The sequence below is a fragment of the Bacillus sp. SRL543 genome (assembly GCF_984799205.1).
Genome location: NZ_OZ481794.1, coordinates 4,549,898 through 4,564,992 on the forward strand (window position 1 = coordinate 4,549,898; position 15,095 = coordinate 4,564,992).

Genomic DNA, 15,095 nt, shown 5'->3' on the forward strand with positions numbered 1-15,095 from the left:
CTATAAATCTTAGCTTAATAATTGACGTTCCAGGCGTTCCAGCTTGCCGCGCATGCTGCCGTCGAAAATCCTGTTTCCGATGCGGAGCTTGATGCCGCCGAGCAGGCCTGGGTCCACGATATTTTCAATGCGGAGGGACGTTTTTCCAACCCTTGATGCAAATGCAGCAGATAGCTCGCTGCTCTCAGATTCTGTCAGCGGACGGACTGAGTAGACCTTTGCTTCCGCAATGCCCCTTGCGTCATTCGCAAGGCTGATGAACTCCTCCGCAAGATCAGAGAATTGATCTTCACGGTGGCGGTCAATCAATAGCATAAGTGTATTAAGTACTAAAGGATTAACAGACGCGAAGGCAGTTTTGATGATCCCTTTTTTCTCATCATTCTCAAGTTTCGGGGATTTCAGGACTGCATCCAGGCCCTTATTATTGTTTACGACATCTTTGACGATGCGAAGGTCTTCTTCCATTTGGCCAAGAAGCTGATGTTCATTCGCAAGCTGGAACAGAGCCAACGCATAGCGCTTTGCTACTGTAGAGCCGCTCATCGGTTTTCTCCTGCCTCTTGGATGTATTCATTGATCAGCTTTTCCTGGTCTGCTGCACTCAGTTCCTTCTCAATAACTTTGGAAGCAATAAGGACAGACAGGGAAGCAACCTGCTCGCGGATTGCGGCAACTGCTTTTTCTTTCTGCTGATCGATTTCAAGCTTCGCTGATTCCTTCACGCGCTCTGCTTCGGCACGGGCTGCCAAGATGATTTCCTCACGCTGCACGTCGCCTTGCTTTTTCGCACCTTCAATCAGGTTCTGAGCATCTGTACGCGCTTCCTTCAGAAGGCTTCTCTGCTCTTCCAGAAGCTTATTCGCTTCAACACGGCTTTGCTCAGCCGCGCCGATTTCATTGGCAATATGCTCTTCACGCTGTTTCATGATGCCCATCAAAGGACCCCATGCAAATTTCTTGAGCAATGCCAACAAAATGATAAACATAGCCAGCTGGAATAAAATATCCCCGCCGTTGAATGCTGTATGTGCTGCGCCTTCTGCAGCGCCTAATACTAAATTGCTTGCTAACACCCTCGATTCACTCCCTTCAAGAGTCTTCCACTTTCCCTATCAACAAGTTAACGAATTTCATAAAATGAATTCGGTTCATTCAGATTCAAAAAGCCAGTCAGCACCCGCCTGCACATGCTGGCGGTGCTTCAGGAATCAGGCGCATCCGCACCTGGGCATAAAGGAATGGCGAAGGGTCACATCCATGATCTTCGCCATTATGTGTACTGCAGTATAATTATTGACCAATAACCATGAACGCGATAACAACTGCGATGATCGGCACGGCCTCAACTAACGCTACCCCGATGAACATAGTTGTTTGAAGCATTCCGCGAGCTTCCGGCTGACGGGCAATCCCCTCAACTGTACGTGATACGATAAGACCGTTACCAATACCGGCACCTAGTGCTGCCAAACCAATTGCAATTGCTGCTGCTAAAAGACCCATTATAAAGTTCCTCCTTAGGATTGTATAAAATAATATAGTGTTTGAATGTTTTGTTCATAGAATGAACAGGTATATATTAATGGTCAGAGCTCACTTTGTGGGAGAGATAAACCATTGTTAACATACAGAAAATAAATGCCTGGATTGCGCCGACAAATATTGAGAACCCTTGCCATGCAAGCATTGGTACAATCGCGGCCAGATGTCCGACCCACCCTGATGCCAGGCTTCCGGCAATCAGTGTCAGCAGGATTTCACCCGCATAGATGTTACCATAGAGACGAAGGCCGAGTGTAAGCGTGTTGGCAAACTCCTCGATGATCTTGATCGGGAACATGAACCAGAATGGACGGAAAAATTCTTTTCCGTATTCCCCTACTCCCCGAAGCTTTACACCGTAATAGTGCGACAATCCAACTACCATAACTGCCAATGTGAGCGTTACAGCAGGGTCTGCTGTAGGCGATTTCCACCAAAGCTGGTCATTGATGACCACGGAGAATGGAAGCCCCAGCATATTTGAAACAAAAACATACATAATGATCGTGATTCCAAGGATATGGAATCTTCCGCCATCTTTCCAGTCCATCGTACTGTTGATGATGTTTTTTACAAAATCCATGATCCATTCGAAAAAGTTCTGCATTCCGGTTGGTCTCATGGCGAGCGTACGAGTGGAAAGAACAGCGATGATGAAAACAATGGCACTGGCAACTGTAATCATCAACATGTTTGCCAAGTTGAAATTCAAACCAAGAAATTCAACTATAGGTGCTTCATGATGCACAGTATTCACCTCTCTTCCCGGCTATTTACGTAAAACAAAAAGTTGAAGAAAATAATCTATCATAATGACAATATATGATGTCATTAATCCCAGAACTACGCTGATCAGATGCACCTCATCCGGGTACTTCATGCTGATCATGACGGCAAGCACTGCCGTCGCCATCCTCGACAGCATCCCAAGCGACCTCATCCTTTGGCCGTTCGCTGCCGCTTCCCCAAGCTGGTCCGTCTTCCTTACCATCAGCCATAAATTGAACAGGCTCAGGCTTGTCCCCAATATCAGCCCCATAAAGATAGATTGATAAGAGGTGAATCCCCAACCGAGAACATAGACTGACAGCAGCAGGAATATGTATTTGCGCTGCCGTATAAACATTGTTTTGAGGTCTGGCATAGGCTGTTAGTCTCCTGTAAAGAAACGTCCGACCAAGTGAAGCATGGCATAAGTCCCTGCTGCCAATCCTATAAGCAATCCGAGTATCAGGAATAAAGGCCCGGTTCCCATCACATGGTCAAGCCATCTTCCGAGGAAGATGCCGATCAGGACGGAGCCTACTAATTGGGAAAGGATGGCGGACATCAAAGCCATGGCTTGAAATGGGTGGCGGTCTTTTCGACGCATGATAACGCATCCTCCATGCTAGAAATGTATTCCCTTGACGTCTTTTTGTCTTAAGAATGCAAAGTTTCTTACTAGTGAAAAGAGAATGGGGGCGGTTTTGAGGTAAGTGTTTTCATTGCTGATACCACGCAGATTGCGGTTACTTTCACCTGCGGGAATCTTTGTGAAAACCCTATCATTTATACCCTTTGTAAGCATACAATAGGCATCTGTCAATGTCAATGCATTCGGAGTGAAAAAGTTCACAAACTCTGCAAACCGAAAAGTGTTTGTTCACACTATTTTCGATATTTTTTTGGGATAATAACTTGCAATTGGAGCGGAGTATCATCTCGCTCCAATTGCACCTTTTTCCTCTTCTTTTTTTACCTCCAGATAAGCCTCTATCATATCCTGTCTCCCCGCTTTCCTTGCAAAGACCTGGGCGATGTAGACGCCATCCGGCGGCAGGTCACCGTTCTTCAATTCCTTCTGGATCTGGCCTTTGCCTGCATCCCGCTTCCAGTCAAGAAATTGGATGAACCGGAGCGTATCAGGATCAAACAGGGCAATCCCAAATTCTTCCGCCCCCCCTGGAAGATAGACTTCATAGCGGTAGCTCCCGCCGTTGTCGCCTTTTCCAAAATCAAAGCCCATCACACGCGGGTAATCCGGCTCCTCGAGGACATACAAATACGGGATGCTGACTTTCCTGCTGCCCGCATTCAGAACAATTCGCCCATCATGGATTTTCTGTTTGAATTCTTCGGGGTCTATCTTCATTTTTACAGCCAGCTTTTTCTTCTCGCCGGGTTCCAGTCGAAAGGCGAGCGGAATTTCCCATTCTATCCCCCCGACGTTTGAGGGTACAGAGAAAGAATAGGATTCTGTGCGGCTGCCGGTATTTTTAACGGTCAGATAGCGGACATGTTCATTCTCACGGCCCGCTATCCGGAACTTGCCAAATTGGAGCGAGGCCGGCGTCACTAAGGAAGGGGCCTTCACCGCATCCTCTATTTGAATGCGGCCTGCCCCCTGTTCATAAGTCCTGTACAGACTGCCCCCTTCATTATAGAGAGGAAGAGCTGTATTCATGAGTGAGGACTTGATTTCCTCCGGGCTCCAATCAGGGTGGGCCTGTTTAATCAGCGCACATGCACCAGCAACATGGGGTGAGGCCATACTCGTCCCCTGCAGAGGAAGATATCCCCCGGGAACCGTACTGCTGATGGCCACCCCGGGCGCAAGAACGTCCGGCTTGATTTCCCAAGTATCGGTCACCGGTCCGCGGGAGCTGAAATCGGCAAGAAGATCCTTTTCTTCTATTATATATGTTCGGGCCAGCACCGTTTCTCCCTGCAGGCGCTCCTTAAGCTGGTCCCCTTCCTGCTTAGAGAGCGACACAACCGGCAGGCCGGCATCTTCCTCAAGATTGCCTGCAAAGCTTCCGTCGGTATTGTTGTAGATAATGACGGCGACGGCCCCTGCCTGCCTGGCATTTTTGGCTTTTTGGGAAAAAGTAAGGCCGCCTCTCTGAATGAGGGCAATCTTCCCTTTTATCTGCTTAAGCTCCTCCGGTTTGCCAAGTCCGCCGAACGCCATCTCATAGGATCGGTCTAAATTCCAGAGCGAAGAGCCTTGAAGGGGATCCAATTTCACTTTCTTCCCGCTGCCAAAGTCGAGATAAGGAACCCGGAGCTTTGGCGTTGAGGCGCCAACCGAAATTGCTTTGGAGGCGGTGCCCGGCGAGCCGACTGTCCAGGTATTCGGTCCTGAATTACCGGATGAAGTAACCGCGGTAATGCCCTTGTCTACCGCTTTATTCAAGGCGAGGCTGATGGGCAGATCCGGGCCATTGACACTGTTGCCGAGCGATAGATTCAGAATATCGACTTTGTCTTTAATAGCCTGTTCAACGGCTGCAATCACCTGTTCAGTCGTGCCTGCACCGCCTGGGCCGAGTGCCCGGTAGGCAATGATCTTCGCCTCAGGAGCCACTCCCCTCATTTTGCCATTGGCTGCAATCACACCTGCCACATGGGTTCCATGAAAAGTATTCTCTCCCGCCGTCTTCACCGTTTCCATCGGGTCATCATCCTGGTCCACCAGGTCGCGGCCGCCAGCGTAATTCCTCCGCAGATCCGGATGATTATAATCAATCCCCGTATCAATCACCCCGATTGTGACACCCTTCCCAGACAGCCGCTCCCCCTTCTCATCAAACAGCCCCCTGACTGTATGGCTGCCAATCAGGCTGATGCCATCCTCACTTTCCGCCTGATACGTGACCGCCTGGGATATTTTAAGGACTTCCTCTTCTTTAGCAAGCCGGTCAAGAATGCTGACCGGCCCCTTTACTGAAAAACCGTTCAAGGCCTCCTGGAAGCTTTGCCTGAGAGTTAATTCAGGGTATTGCCTAAGAAGGATGTTCCGGTCCTGTTTGGTTTTGCCTTCTTTCATCAGTACAATGGCCACCCTGTATTCATCCTGCGGTTCAGCCGGGAGCGGCGGGATTTGTAAAGTTCTTGCATGCACATGGGGACAGAGCATGACTGCAAACAGACTGATGACGAGGAGAATTTTTTTCATGGAAGGCTCCTTTCGGCTTTTTCCTTAGGGTTTGTTTTCAAGGGCGGGAGTATTCAGGAGGTTTTCAAGGTCATCCCAGTTTTCTTCAGAGGGAGAGTGGTATAGGCGGTTTTTGGTGGTGCCGGAGGATTGGAGGTTGAGGGTGGATAAAAGTTGGTGGATGTTCCTGCTGGAGTCATATAACAGAAAGTCTCTGCATTTCTGGCTGCTGACGGAATTTTTCACGAGGAGAAAGTAATCGAGTATCGCGCGGATGTGGGCTTTTTTTGACTCGCCCGCACAAGCCGGGCAAATCCATCTGCCATGAATGCGTGACATCGCGTACAGTTGGCATCCGGGGCATTGCACCCCGCGAATAATTTCTTCAGGTGAGATGTTATATTGTTCGAGAATGGATGTATAGAGCGGCTCGTGGTTTTTCAGCAGAATCCTTTTCAGTTTGTTCATTTCTTTGCTTGTTAGGATTAGTGTAGGAGATAATGGGCGGAGCTTATCGAGTTTGCCGGGCAGCTGTTCCGCATGTATCACGGTATTATAGATAAGCTCATTACCTATGTTGGTTTTAATAATCGTTGAATTGGAGCTGATGATGACCAGCGGCTCAATCGGCAGGTCTGGAAGCTTCATTTTCTCCATCCAGCCTTTGAGCTGAATTTTATGGCGCTGGACTTGAAACAGCGGATTGGAAAACCCGTCCTCTCCCTTGCTGGACTGCCTGATTACTTGGTGGGAGTGTTTTTCAAAAAATAGTGTACCGGAAATGTTCTTGATTTCAGCTACTGTGATAAATGAGGGGGCAAGGATAAGGGTATCTATCTGGAAGGGGTGCTGATGCACTAAGCGGAGACCATGAAAAATGAGGTATTCATCCGGCAGGAAGGAAAGATGATAATCTACATTCTTTTCTCCGCGGTAACCGGTGCGGCGTTTGATGAGTTCCTGCTCAATCAGAGGGATTTTCGGATGATGGGACGGCGATCTTCTCAACAATGCTTCAAGCTGCCTGATTTTCAAAGGCACGACTCTTTTTTTGGCAATCATATGGACATTCACCTCTTTGGAATGGTATTTGGTCAGTATTAGATTCTCTGTTTAATATGGATTTCCTCTTTTAATAGGAGTGAATTCGATTTTATTAAAATTTTCTTGGGGTTAGCTTGTTTTTTCTACATAAAAAATGAGGATTTTCATAGGCTGGTCTATATTTTATACAGAAATACATATTTTTCATAAACAGTGAGGAGTTTTTCCTAAAAATGCAGGGAGGATTTATGTTGATTCTACATAAATCTGACGTTATTCTACCAATTATTCTTGTTTTTCTACATAAAATTAGCATGATTCTACATAAAATCTGCGTCTTTCTACAAAAAATACATTAATTACCAAAAAATCAAGAAACCAGCCGCTCCCACGGCCGGTCCCATTAATCTTCTTACTTATTTAGTTCCAAACAAACGGTCGCCTGCATCGCCAAGGCCTGGGACGATATAGCCTTTTTCGTTCAGCTTCTCGTCGAGGGCAGCGATATAGATATCAACGTCCGGATGTGCTTCCTTCACTGCATCCACACCTTCAGGAGCTGCGATCAGGCACATGAATTTGATATTTTTCGCGCCGCGCTTTTTCAAAGAATGCATCGCTTCAATGGCAGATCCGCCTGTTGCAAGCATAGGATCGACTACGATGAAGTCCCTTTCCTCGACATCGCTTGGCAGCTTGGCATAATATTCAACCGGCTGAAGTGTTTCCGGATCGCGGTAAAGGCCGATATGCCCTACCTTGGCAGCCGGGATCAGCTTCAGGATGCCGTCCACCATGCCGATTCCAGCACGCAGGATCGGTACGATTCCCAGCTTTTTGCCGGAAAGGACATTTGATTTTGTTACGCTGACAGGAGTTTCAATTTCAATCTCTTCCAACGGCATGTCGCGGGTGATTTCGAAGGCCATAAGTGTTGCGACCTCATCAACCAGTTCGCGGAACTCTTTCGTGCCTGTGTTTTTCTCTCTGATGTATGTAAGCTTGTGCTGAATGAGCGGGTGATCAAAGACGTATACTTTTGCCATTGAAAAATCTCTCCTTTTTTCTTCGCTATGTTTCGTTTACACTTCGTCTAATTTTACAGAAAAATAAATGCAAGGGCAACTGAGAGCAGAAATTGTTAATTATTCGTAATGAGTCTTTGCAGCCCTCCGCAAAAAGAGCCTCCCGCAAAGGAAGGCCCTCCATCTTAAAGCTCTTTATAAAGGGTAAATCTGCCTGTGAGTTCCTCAACGCGGCTATTTGCTTCCGCAAGCTTTGCTTCGTCCTCATGGTTCTTCAGGGTGAAGGCAATCAGGGATGCGATTTCCTTCATCTCTTTTTCGCCAAAGCCGCGGGAAGTGACAGCGGCTGTTCCGATGCGGATGCCGCTTGTGACAAATGGGCTTTCCGGATCGAATGGAATCGTATTTTTATTGACGGTGATGCCGATTTCATCAAGCACCTTTTCAGCCACCTTGCCTGTCAGGCCAAGGGAGCGGAGATCGATCAGAAGAAGGTGATTGTCCGTTCCGCCGGAAACAAGGTCGATGCCTTCCGCTTTCAGTCCTTCTCCCAGCGCTTTAGCGTTATCAATGATATTTTTCGCGTAATCTTTGAAGCTGTCCTGCAGTGCTTCGCCGAATGCGACAGCCTTGGCTGCGATCACGTGCATCAATGGGCCGCCCTGGATGCCAGGGAAGATAGATTTATCAATCTTCTTCGCGAATTCCTCACGGCAAAGGATCATGCCGCCGCGCGGTCCACGCAGTGTTTTATGTGTAGTGGTTGTTACAAAGTCAGCATATGGCACAGGATTTTGGTGGAGTCCCGCTGCGACCAGTCCGGCGATATGGGCCATGTCGACCATCAGGTAAGCACCGACTTCATCGGCAATTTCACGGAAACGCTTGAAGTCGATTTCGCGCGGATAGGCACTTGCACCGGCTACAATCAGCTTCGGCTTATGCTCGCGCGCTTTTTCAAGGACATCATCATAATTGATGCGGTGCGTTTCTTTATCCACCCCGTATTCAACAAAGTTGTACTGGATGCCTGAAAAGTTGACGGGGCTGCCGTGGGTGAGGTGTCCGCCATGGGACAGGTTCATGCCAAGGACAGTATCCCCTGTTTCCAGGATTGTGAAGTAAACAGCCATATTCGCCTGGGCACCTGAGTGAGGCTGGACGTTGGCATGCTCTGCCCCGAAAATCTGCTTCGCACGGTCGCGCGCCAGATTTTCCGTCACATCAACATGCTCACAGCCTCCATAATAGCGTCTGCCCGGATAGCCTTCCGCGTATTTATTGGTCAATACAGACCCTTGCGCTTCCATCACCGCTTCACTGACAAAATTCTCGGAAGCTATTAATTCGATCTTCGTTCTCTGGCGCTTCAATTCATCTTGAATTGATTGAAAAACCTGCTCATCCTGCTGTGCTAAATGCTTCATTGTAATCCTCCCTTTTTGAAAAACTACATATGTATGCTTTTTTTGTAAAATCCTCTTACATTCTATCATGTTTTGGTTTTAAAAAGGAACCCAACTTCAATACCCCGCCAAAAACAGGCGGGGCATTTCTCATAGGAATATCGCTACTCCGTCCAATTCCAATAATCCATTTCACCAAGCTGGGCGCCGCGCAGCTCTTTAACCTCCTTCAGCTTCAGCAGCTCCTTGACCGGCCCTGTCACGACCGCTCCGTATACCTGAAAGCCGTTCTCTTCCAGAAAAGCATGCCGTTCCTCAAGATAGCCGATGCCAAGGAAATTCTCATAATAGCTTTTCCGCTCTTCTTTCAGAAGCTTTTCCATCTGTCCAAGCATCAGCTCTTTATTTTTGCCGAGCATGTCCGGCGTGAATTCGTATTCACTTTCTGACATGCGGTCATCGCTGATCTCCCTTCCCCCCGTCAATCCGAAGGCCGGAATAGGAGAAATAGAGTTGCCGCCGCTTCCAGTGTTTCCTTTAAAAGTTTTTAATTCACCTGTATACAAAGGCATCCACAAAACGTCCAGATCATAAGGCGCAAGGAGAGCGAACAGCTTCTCCGGCTCCATAAACCGGTCTGTTGAAAAAGCAGCCTCTGCCACTGTCCCCTCGTGGACCTTATCCAAAGCCTCCCAAACGCCGTTGCTGTCCCCGGCATCAAGCTTCCCTCCTGTCTTCGGATCTTCGGGAAAATAGAATCGGAAGCCTCCTTCCTGATCCGGCTGATAATAGGAAAGCGCCCGTGTCGAATAGCTGTTCAAAAGCCCTTTCCTGATCTGCATTTCACCGGCAGGCTGTTCTTCTTTGCCGACCCGCCTTGTTACAGGATAAGAAATCTTCTGGGTGAAAAATGGTGTAATTTCTGACTGCGCGATTCCGCCAAAGTCTTTATGAGTGTTCGGCTGGGTCCAGTCCATCGCCAGCTGAGTGTAAAAAGTATGTTTCCGGTCCAGGTGCAGGCTGTCATAGCTGATCGTGACGGCCAGCATATACACCCAGAAGAAAAATAGTGCGGCAATGATGATTTTGACCACCCGGAATGTCAGGGTAAAACGGTATTTCGTCAGGATTTTCTTTTCTTTATCAGGGCTCCAGTCTTCCATCCTTCTCCCATCCTTTCTTTTCTGCAATTGAAGCGAGCTTTTTCCTGGCGCGGTGAAGATCGACCTTCACCTGGCTTTCTGTCAGGTCAAGCGCTTCCTGTATCTCCTTATAGCTGAAATGCTCGTATTCTCTTAAATAGAGGACTGTCCGGTATTTTTCCGGCAGGCTTGCCAATAAAGCTGCGGCATCCTGCTCCAGTTCGGCAGCCAGTGCTTCTTCTTCGGGCAGGCCGTAGGGGCTGAGCATTTCTTCTTTTGAAAAAAGATAGTCTGCAAACGGCACCCATTTGCGGCGCTGGCGTTTCCGCCATTCATCCAGATAGGCATTCCTGGCCACTTTGAACAGCCAGGCACGCACATCCTCCTGCTGGTAAAAGGAGAGTGAAACAGTTGCACGCACGAAGGTTTCCTGCACGAGTTCTTCGGCCATATGGTCTGAGCCGGAAAGCTTGAGCAGATAATAGTACAACGGTTTTGCGTAGTGTGAGTATAGGTCATCGAGTTTTTCTTTTCTGCGGGCGTCCAACTGCTTTTTCCCCTCCTTTCTTTGAATGGGTATAATGATAACGCACGGGGATTGGATTTGTTACAGGATTCTTAGAAAAAATAAAAGCAGCCATGGAAAGGCTGCTAAAAACATAGATTGTATTTATGTATGAAGCTGTTGATTTCCGTTCCAGGCACTTCGCTTTCCGCGGGGCGGAGTTGAGCCTCCTCGCGCTGCGCGCTGCGGGGTCTCAGCTTTGCCGCTATTTCCCACAGGAGTCTTCGTGCCTTCCACTGCAATCAACAGGTGCCTTAAACTTTTATGGCAAATCCCTGAAACAAGGCAGGTATTTTTAAAATCAATAAGAGTGCGGGTGGTGTTTCTACTTTTTCGCACTGCCGATTCATTCATAGGGTTTATTTTTTCAATGGGGCTGTTGATTTCCGCTGCAGGCACTTCGCTTTCCGCGGGGCGGAGTTGAGCCTCCTCGCGCTGCGCGCTGTGGGGTCTCAACTTTTCCGCTATTTCCCACAGGAGTCTTCGTGCCTTCCACTGCAATCAACAGGTGCTTTAAAATTTAATTGGCAACCCAGTGGCGCCAGGCAATCTTTTTACAAATCAAAAAGGAGTACGGATAATTTTCACCGTACTCCTTTTTTACAAAAAAATATCCTTAACACGATTCATTCTCCGGCAGCCTCTCATACACGGCGCGGCTTCCGCCGATGAGTTTGGATCTTGTGGAGGCGAGGGTGACGTGTGCGCTGCCGATGCTTTTTTGTTTTGTTCTGATTGGGACTGCTACATGTTTCAGGTGCATGCCGATGAGGGTGTCGCCGATGTCGATGCCGGCGTCAGCCTTGATGAATTCGACGACGGCCGGGTCCTTGAACTGCCTGTAGGCGTATGAGGCCATGGCCCCTCCGGCCTGGCGCACCGGTACGACTGATACTTCCTCAAGGTTCTTCTGCTCTGCTGTCTGCCTTTCCACGACGAGCGCCCTGTTCAAATGCTCGCAGCATTGGAAGGCGAGGCTTACTCCTGTCCGGCCGGCAAACTCCTTCAGCTCTTTAAAAAGAATGGCTGCGGCTTCATCTGTGCCGGATGTGCCGATCCTTTTGCCGATTACTTCACTGGTGCTGCAGCCGACTACAAGCACGCTGTTTTCGTTAAGCGCCACCTGTCCGCCGAACTCATCCAGGATTTCTCTCAATTCAGTCTGAATCTCTTCGAACATGGTATCACCCTTCCAGTTGCTTATAGATCTTCGTAGGTTTTGATTTTTCCGATCCGGTTCGCATGGCGTCCGCCTTCAAACTCGGTTTCCAGCCAGGTTTTCGCTATTTCCCGGGCAAGTCCCGGTCCGATCACACGCTCGCCCATGGCAAGGATATTGCTGTCATTATGCTGGCGGGTCGCTTTGGCGCTGAACACATCATGGACCAGTGCACAGCGGATGCCCTTCACCTTGTTGGCGGAAATGCTCATTCCAATCCCTGTACCGCAGATCAGGATTCCTTTATCAAATTCGCCTGATGCTACCTTCTCCGCTACAGCGAGTGCATAATCAGGATAATCGACGGAGACGCCGCATTCGCAGCCGAAATCTTCATATTCAATGCCCATTTCTTCCATCAAATGTTTCATTTCTTCGCGGATATTCACTCCGCCATGATCTGAAGCAATTGCAACCTTCATGACAAAAACCTCCTAAATAAACACGATTTCTTCCTTTATTTTGACACAAGTAAGCTGAAATAGAAAGCTGGCCGGACTGTTTCTGCGGTTAAAAAATTACAGAAAAGTAACGCCCATTCACTGAAACTGTAAACAATGCTTAACGATTTTTTCCCCGCTGCCATTTACAATTACCAATGAAGACAAACGAAGAAAGAAGGAGTTCAAATGAAAAAGAATTTATTTAAAGGCCTTGCTGCCGCTTCTGTATTGATGGCAGGATTGTCCTTCCATTCAGCAGGAGCATCTGCAGACGTTTTCACCGATACTTTCGGGAAGCTACAGCAGAAGCTGAATTATGAGCAAAAATTAAATGTTGTCATTGAATATGCGGATGCGCTTGCCCATGCGAAAATCAAATAGAAATACGGCGGCACATCAGAGAAAGGATTTGATGCCTCCGGCTTTGTACAGCATGTCTACAGCAAAGCAGGCGTTAAGCTTCCGAGGACTTCTGCTGCTATGCAGCAAACCGGAAAAACCATCCTGAAAAAAGACTTGAAGCCGGGCGACCTTGTCTTTTTCAACACAGCCGGCGGCACCAGCAAAAAGGCTTCCTTCGTTGGCATTTATGCCGGCCATAATCAGTTCTTCGCGGTTACTGTCAATAAAGGGGTCACTGTTGTCAAAATGACAGACTCTTATTGGGCGAAGAAATACCTGGGTGCCAAACGGGTCATATAACCCTGCGGCAGCAGCGGCCTTTCCTTTGGGAAGGGCCTATTTTTGTTCCGGGAGACCATTGACAATCTCTATAAAATGCTGCAGGATCCTGGCGGTCAGCCCCCAGATGACTTTATCCTCAAAATAGTAGAAGCATTCCTCCATTGACCTGGTCTGCCAATTATAGTTTTCGCCTCCTGCAATCCGATCAAAAGGAAAGCCGTTTTCAGGCTCCAGCCTGAAATTCATTTTATAAATCTCGGGCTTGGTTTGCAGCAGGTAGGAAAGCGGCACAGTGAATACTTCGCCCACCTCTTTCGGGTTAACCTGGAAAGGCTGGGATGGCTTCAGCATTCCTGCAAAAGGGTAGATGATCATGCCAAACGGGGATACCATATAGTCAAGGGGAACTGTCCCTCTAATTTCATTCATCGGGATTCCAAGCTCTTCGGTTGTTTCCCTGATTGCTGTATGCTTCACATCCGGGTCCGATCTGTCGACCCTGCCGCCCGGAAAGCAGATTTCCCCTGGCTGCCTGCGCATTTCCATGGACCGGACCTCAAAAAGGACATGGACACCGTCTTCTTTTTCAATCAGCGGTACGAGAACTGAATAGTTTATGAATTTATTGCTTCCCAGGATGGCCGGTGTCCGGCTGCCCAATCCTGCGATGATTTCCTCCATATTCATTCATCCATCCACCTCCATATATATCTTTATATCTATTCCCCTATTTGACTGTTGTCAAAATGGCCGGCTGTGAAATAAAGAAGAATCCCCGCCTGTGCTGCAGAGATTCTTGCTTTGTGTTTATACCCTGAATTTCGTAATCGTTTCCTTCAGCTTTTCCGCCTCATTCTTTAATGCAAAGGCAAGCTGCTCTACATTGGAAATGACCCTTGCCTGGTTCTCCGTAGCAGACGCGACCTCCTGGGCTCCTGCCGATGTTTCCTCTGCAATGGCTGCCACTTCCTGCGACTGGGTGGCAGAATGGCGGATGCCTTCCATCTGCTGCTCTACCAGGCTGGAAATCGTTGTGACAGACGATGCCATCTGGTTGACGGTATTTGTCATCTCGCCGAGGACCTGATTGGTTTTGACGCCTTTTTTCCCTTCGGCCGATGCGGTTTCGACCTGGGCAGTGATTTGCCTGACAACATTCTGGACTTCATTCTGGATGTTTTTAATCAATTCGGAAATGCCCTGGACCGCTTTGGCGCTTTCATCCGCCAGCTTCCGGACCTCTTCGGCCACGACCGCAAAGCCTTTGCCATGCTCGCCTGCGCGCGCTGCTTCAATCGATGCGTTCAGCGCCAGCAGATTCGTCTGGGCAGCGATATCTCCTACCAGCTGGATGATATGCTCAACCTTGACCGCATTTTCTTCGAGCCGCTTGACGGTCTGCAAAGATTCCTGGTTGTCTTCCGCCAGCTTGGTGATTCCCGATACAAGAGAGTGGATGACTTTCTTCGACTCATTCAGATCGTCGACAAGCTCACCGGAAACCTGCTGGGATGTTTTTGCCTGCTGCTGCACTTCCTCAGCAATCCTTGTGGCATCCTCGACCGATTCGGCGGTCGCCTGGATCGATACAGCTGAGCTGTCGGCACCAAGTGAAATTTCACCGATTGTCCTCGAAATGCTTGCAGCCTGCTCCGCAGCCGCAGATGCTTCCTGTGAAATGCTGATTACTTTATCATTCGTATGCTGAAAATTTTCATCGATTTTTGCGACCATTTCACGGAGGTTGGAAAGCATATGATTGAACGCCGCTCCGAGTGAGCGGATTTCATCATCCGATTTTGAAAGCTCCGCGTCTTCCCTTATATCCCCTTCCGCTGCTCTCAGGGCTGTCTTCTCAAGCTTTTGAAGCGGTTTCGTGATAAAGCCGGCCGCCACGAACGTTAATACGCCAGACCACATGGCCCCAAGCGTAAGCGTGATGATGTTGAAGGCCGATTCCCCGAACGGCAGATAATCCTTCACAGCCGGATAAAGGCCATAAATGAATACAGCACTCGTCGTGTATGTAATGAATGCCAATATGGTCGTTAACAGCACCAGCTTTTTTCTCAACCCGAACTTATAGCGCTTCTTCTCCATAAT

17 protein-coding genes and 1 pseudogene are annotated in these 15,095 nt (G+C 48.4%); 2 read left to right on the forward strand and 16 right to left on the reverse strand.

Features of this window, described 5'->3' with window-relative positions; all coding sequences use genetic code 11:
• Positions 1–9: 9 nt before the first annotated feature.
• From AC4E8B_RS23015 to rpiB, 14 genes are all read right to left on the reverse strand, one after another.
• Complete coding sequence (locus tag AC4E8B_RS23015; RefSeq protein WP_490215822.1) at positions 10–546, reverse strand: F0F1 ATP synthase subunit delta; 537 nt, start codon at positions 544–546, stop codon at positions 10–12.
• The gene (gene atpF, locus AC4E8B_RS23020; RefSeq protein ID WP_490215823.1) at positions 543–1,076 is read right to left on the reverse strand and encodes a F0F1 ATP synthase subunit B; all 534 of its coding nucleotides are present in this window, start codon (positions 1,074–1,076) and stop codon (positions 543–545) included. Before atpF ends, AC4E8B_RS23015 begins: the two co-directional genes overlap by 4 nt.
• 217 nt (positions 1,077–1,293) lie before the next feature.
• On the reverse strand, positions 1,294–1,506 hold the full coding sequence (gene atpE, locus AC4E8B_RS23025; RefSeq protein WP_009792631.1) for a F0F1 ATP synthase subunit C: 213 nt from the start codon (positions 1,504–1,506) through the stop codon (positions 1,294–1,296).
• 76 nt (positions 1,507–1,582) lie between these two features.
• Complete coding sequence (gene atpB / locus AC4E8B_RS23030) at positions 1,583–2,293, reverse strand: F0F1 ATP synthase subunit A (protein WP_490215824.1); 711 nt, start codon at positions 2,291–2,293, stop codon at positions 1,583–1,585.
• A gap of 21 nt (positions 2,294–2,314) precedes the next feature.
• Positions 2,315–2,689 carry an ATP synthase subunit I gene (locus tag AC4E8B_RS23035; protein WP_129612994.1) on the reverse strand — a complete coding sequence of 125 codons (375 nt, stop codon included), beginning with the start codon at positions 2,687–2,689 and terminating at the stop codon, positions 2,315–2,317.
• A gap of 6 nt (positions 2,690–2,695) precedes the next feature.
• Complete coding sequence (locus tag AC4E8B_RS23040; protein WP_490215826.1) at positions 2,696–2,917, reverse strand: AtpZ/AtpI family protein; 222 nt, start codon at positions 2,915–2,917, stop codon at positions 2,696–2,698.
• 327 nt (positions 2,918–3,244) lie between these two features.
• Positions 3,245–5,485, reverse strand: coding sequence for a S8 family serine peptidase (locus AC4E8B_RS23045; protein WP_490215828.1), 2,241 nt, complete (start codon positions 5,483–5,485; stop codon positions 3,245–3,247).
• A gap of 24 nt (positions 5,486–5,509) precedes the next feature.
• Positions 5,510–6,526, reverse strand: a complete 1,017-nt coding sequence (locus tag AC4E8B_RS23050) for a nuclease-related domain-containing protein (RefSeq protein ID WP_490215830.1) — start codon at positions 6,524–6,526, stop codon at positions 5,510–5,512.
• Between the two features lie 398 nt (positions 6,527–6,924).
• A complete protein-coding gene (gene upp, locus AC4E8B_RS23055; protein ID WP_490215831.1) occupies positions 6,925–7,554 on the reverse strand; it encodes a uracil phosphoribosyltransferase in 630 nt (209 codons plus the stop codon).
• 164 nt (positions 7,555–7,718) lie between these two features.
• Positions 7,719–8,960, reverse strand: a complete 1,242-nt coding sequence (gene glyA / locus AC4E8B_RS23060; RefSeq protein ID WP_490215832.1) for a serine hydroxymethyltransferase — start codon at positions 8,958–8,960, stop codon at positions 7,719–7,721.
• A 143-nt stretch (positions 8,961–9,103) separates the two neighbouring features.
• Entirely contained in the window at positions 9,104–10,102 is a 999-nt protein-coding gene (locus AC4E8B_RS23065; protein ID WP_490215834.1) for an anti-sigma factor, read from the reverse strand.
• Entirely contained in the window at positions 10,083–10,628 is a 546-nt protein-coding gene (locus tag AC4E8B_RS23070) for a sigma-70 family RNA polymerase sigma factor (protein ID WP_490215836.1), read from the reverse strand. Before AC4E8B_RS23070 ends, AC4E8B_RS23065 begins: the two co-directional genes overlap by 20 nt.
• A 634-nt stretch (positions 10,629–11,262) precedes the next feature.
• Positions 11,263–11,826 (reverse strand): TIGR01440 family protein, encoded by a 564-nt coding sequence (locus AC4E8B_RS23075; RefSeq protein ID WP_490215837.1) that lies wholly within the window; start codon positions 11,824–11,826, stop codon positions 11,263–11,265.
• A gap of 20 nt (positions 11,827–11,846) precedes the next feature.
• Positions 11,847–12,287, reverse strand: coding sequence for a ribose 5-phosphate isomerase B (gene rpiB / locus AC4E8B_RS23080; protein WP_490215838.1), 441 nt, complete (start codon positions 12,285–12,287; stop codon positions 11,847–11,849).
• Positions 12,288–12,494: 207 nt separating this feature from the next.
• Here rpiB and AC4E8B_RS23085 point away from each other — a divergent pair, with 207 nt between their 5' ends.
• Together AC4E8B_RS23085 and AC4E8B_RS23090 are read left to right on the forward strand one after the other, a co-directional pair.
• Complete coding sequence (locus AC4E8B_RS23085; RefSeq protein ID WP_490215840.1) at positions 12,495–12,689, forward strand: hypothetical protein; 195 nt, start codon at positions 12,495–12,497, stop codon at positions 12,687–12,689.
• Positions 12,690–12,701: 12 nt separating this feature from the next.
• Positions 12,702–13,010: pseudogene (locus AC4E8B_RS23090) on the forward strand (C40 family peptidase); the annotation flags it as partial.
• 36 nt (positions 13,011–13,046) lie between these two features.
• On the opposite strand, the gene AC4E8B_RS23095 reads toward AC4E8B_RS23090, so the two are convergent.
• Both AC4E8B_RS23095 and AC4E8B_RS23100 read right to left on the reverse strand, forming a co-directional pair.
• Positions 13,047–13,679 (reverse strand): NUDIX hydrolase, encoded by a 633-nt coding sequence (locus AC4E8B_RS23095; protein WP_490215842.1) that lies wholly within the window; start codon positions 13,677–13,679, stop codon positions 13,047–13,049.
• Between the two features lie 120 nt (positions 13,680–13,799).
• Positions 13,800–15,092, reverse strand: coding sequence for a methyl-accepting chemotaxis protein (locus tag AC4E8B_RS23100; protein WP_490215843.1), 1,293 nt, complete (start codon positions 15,090–15,092; stop codon positions 13,800–13,802).
• Between the last annotated feature and the right edge of the window lie 3 nt (positions 15,093–15,095).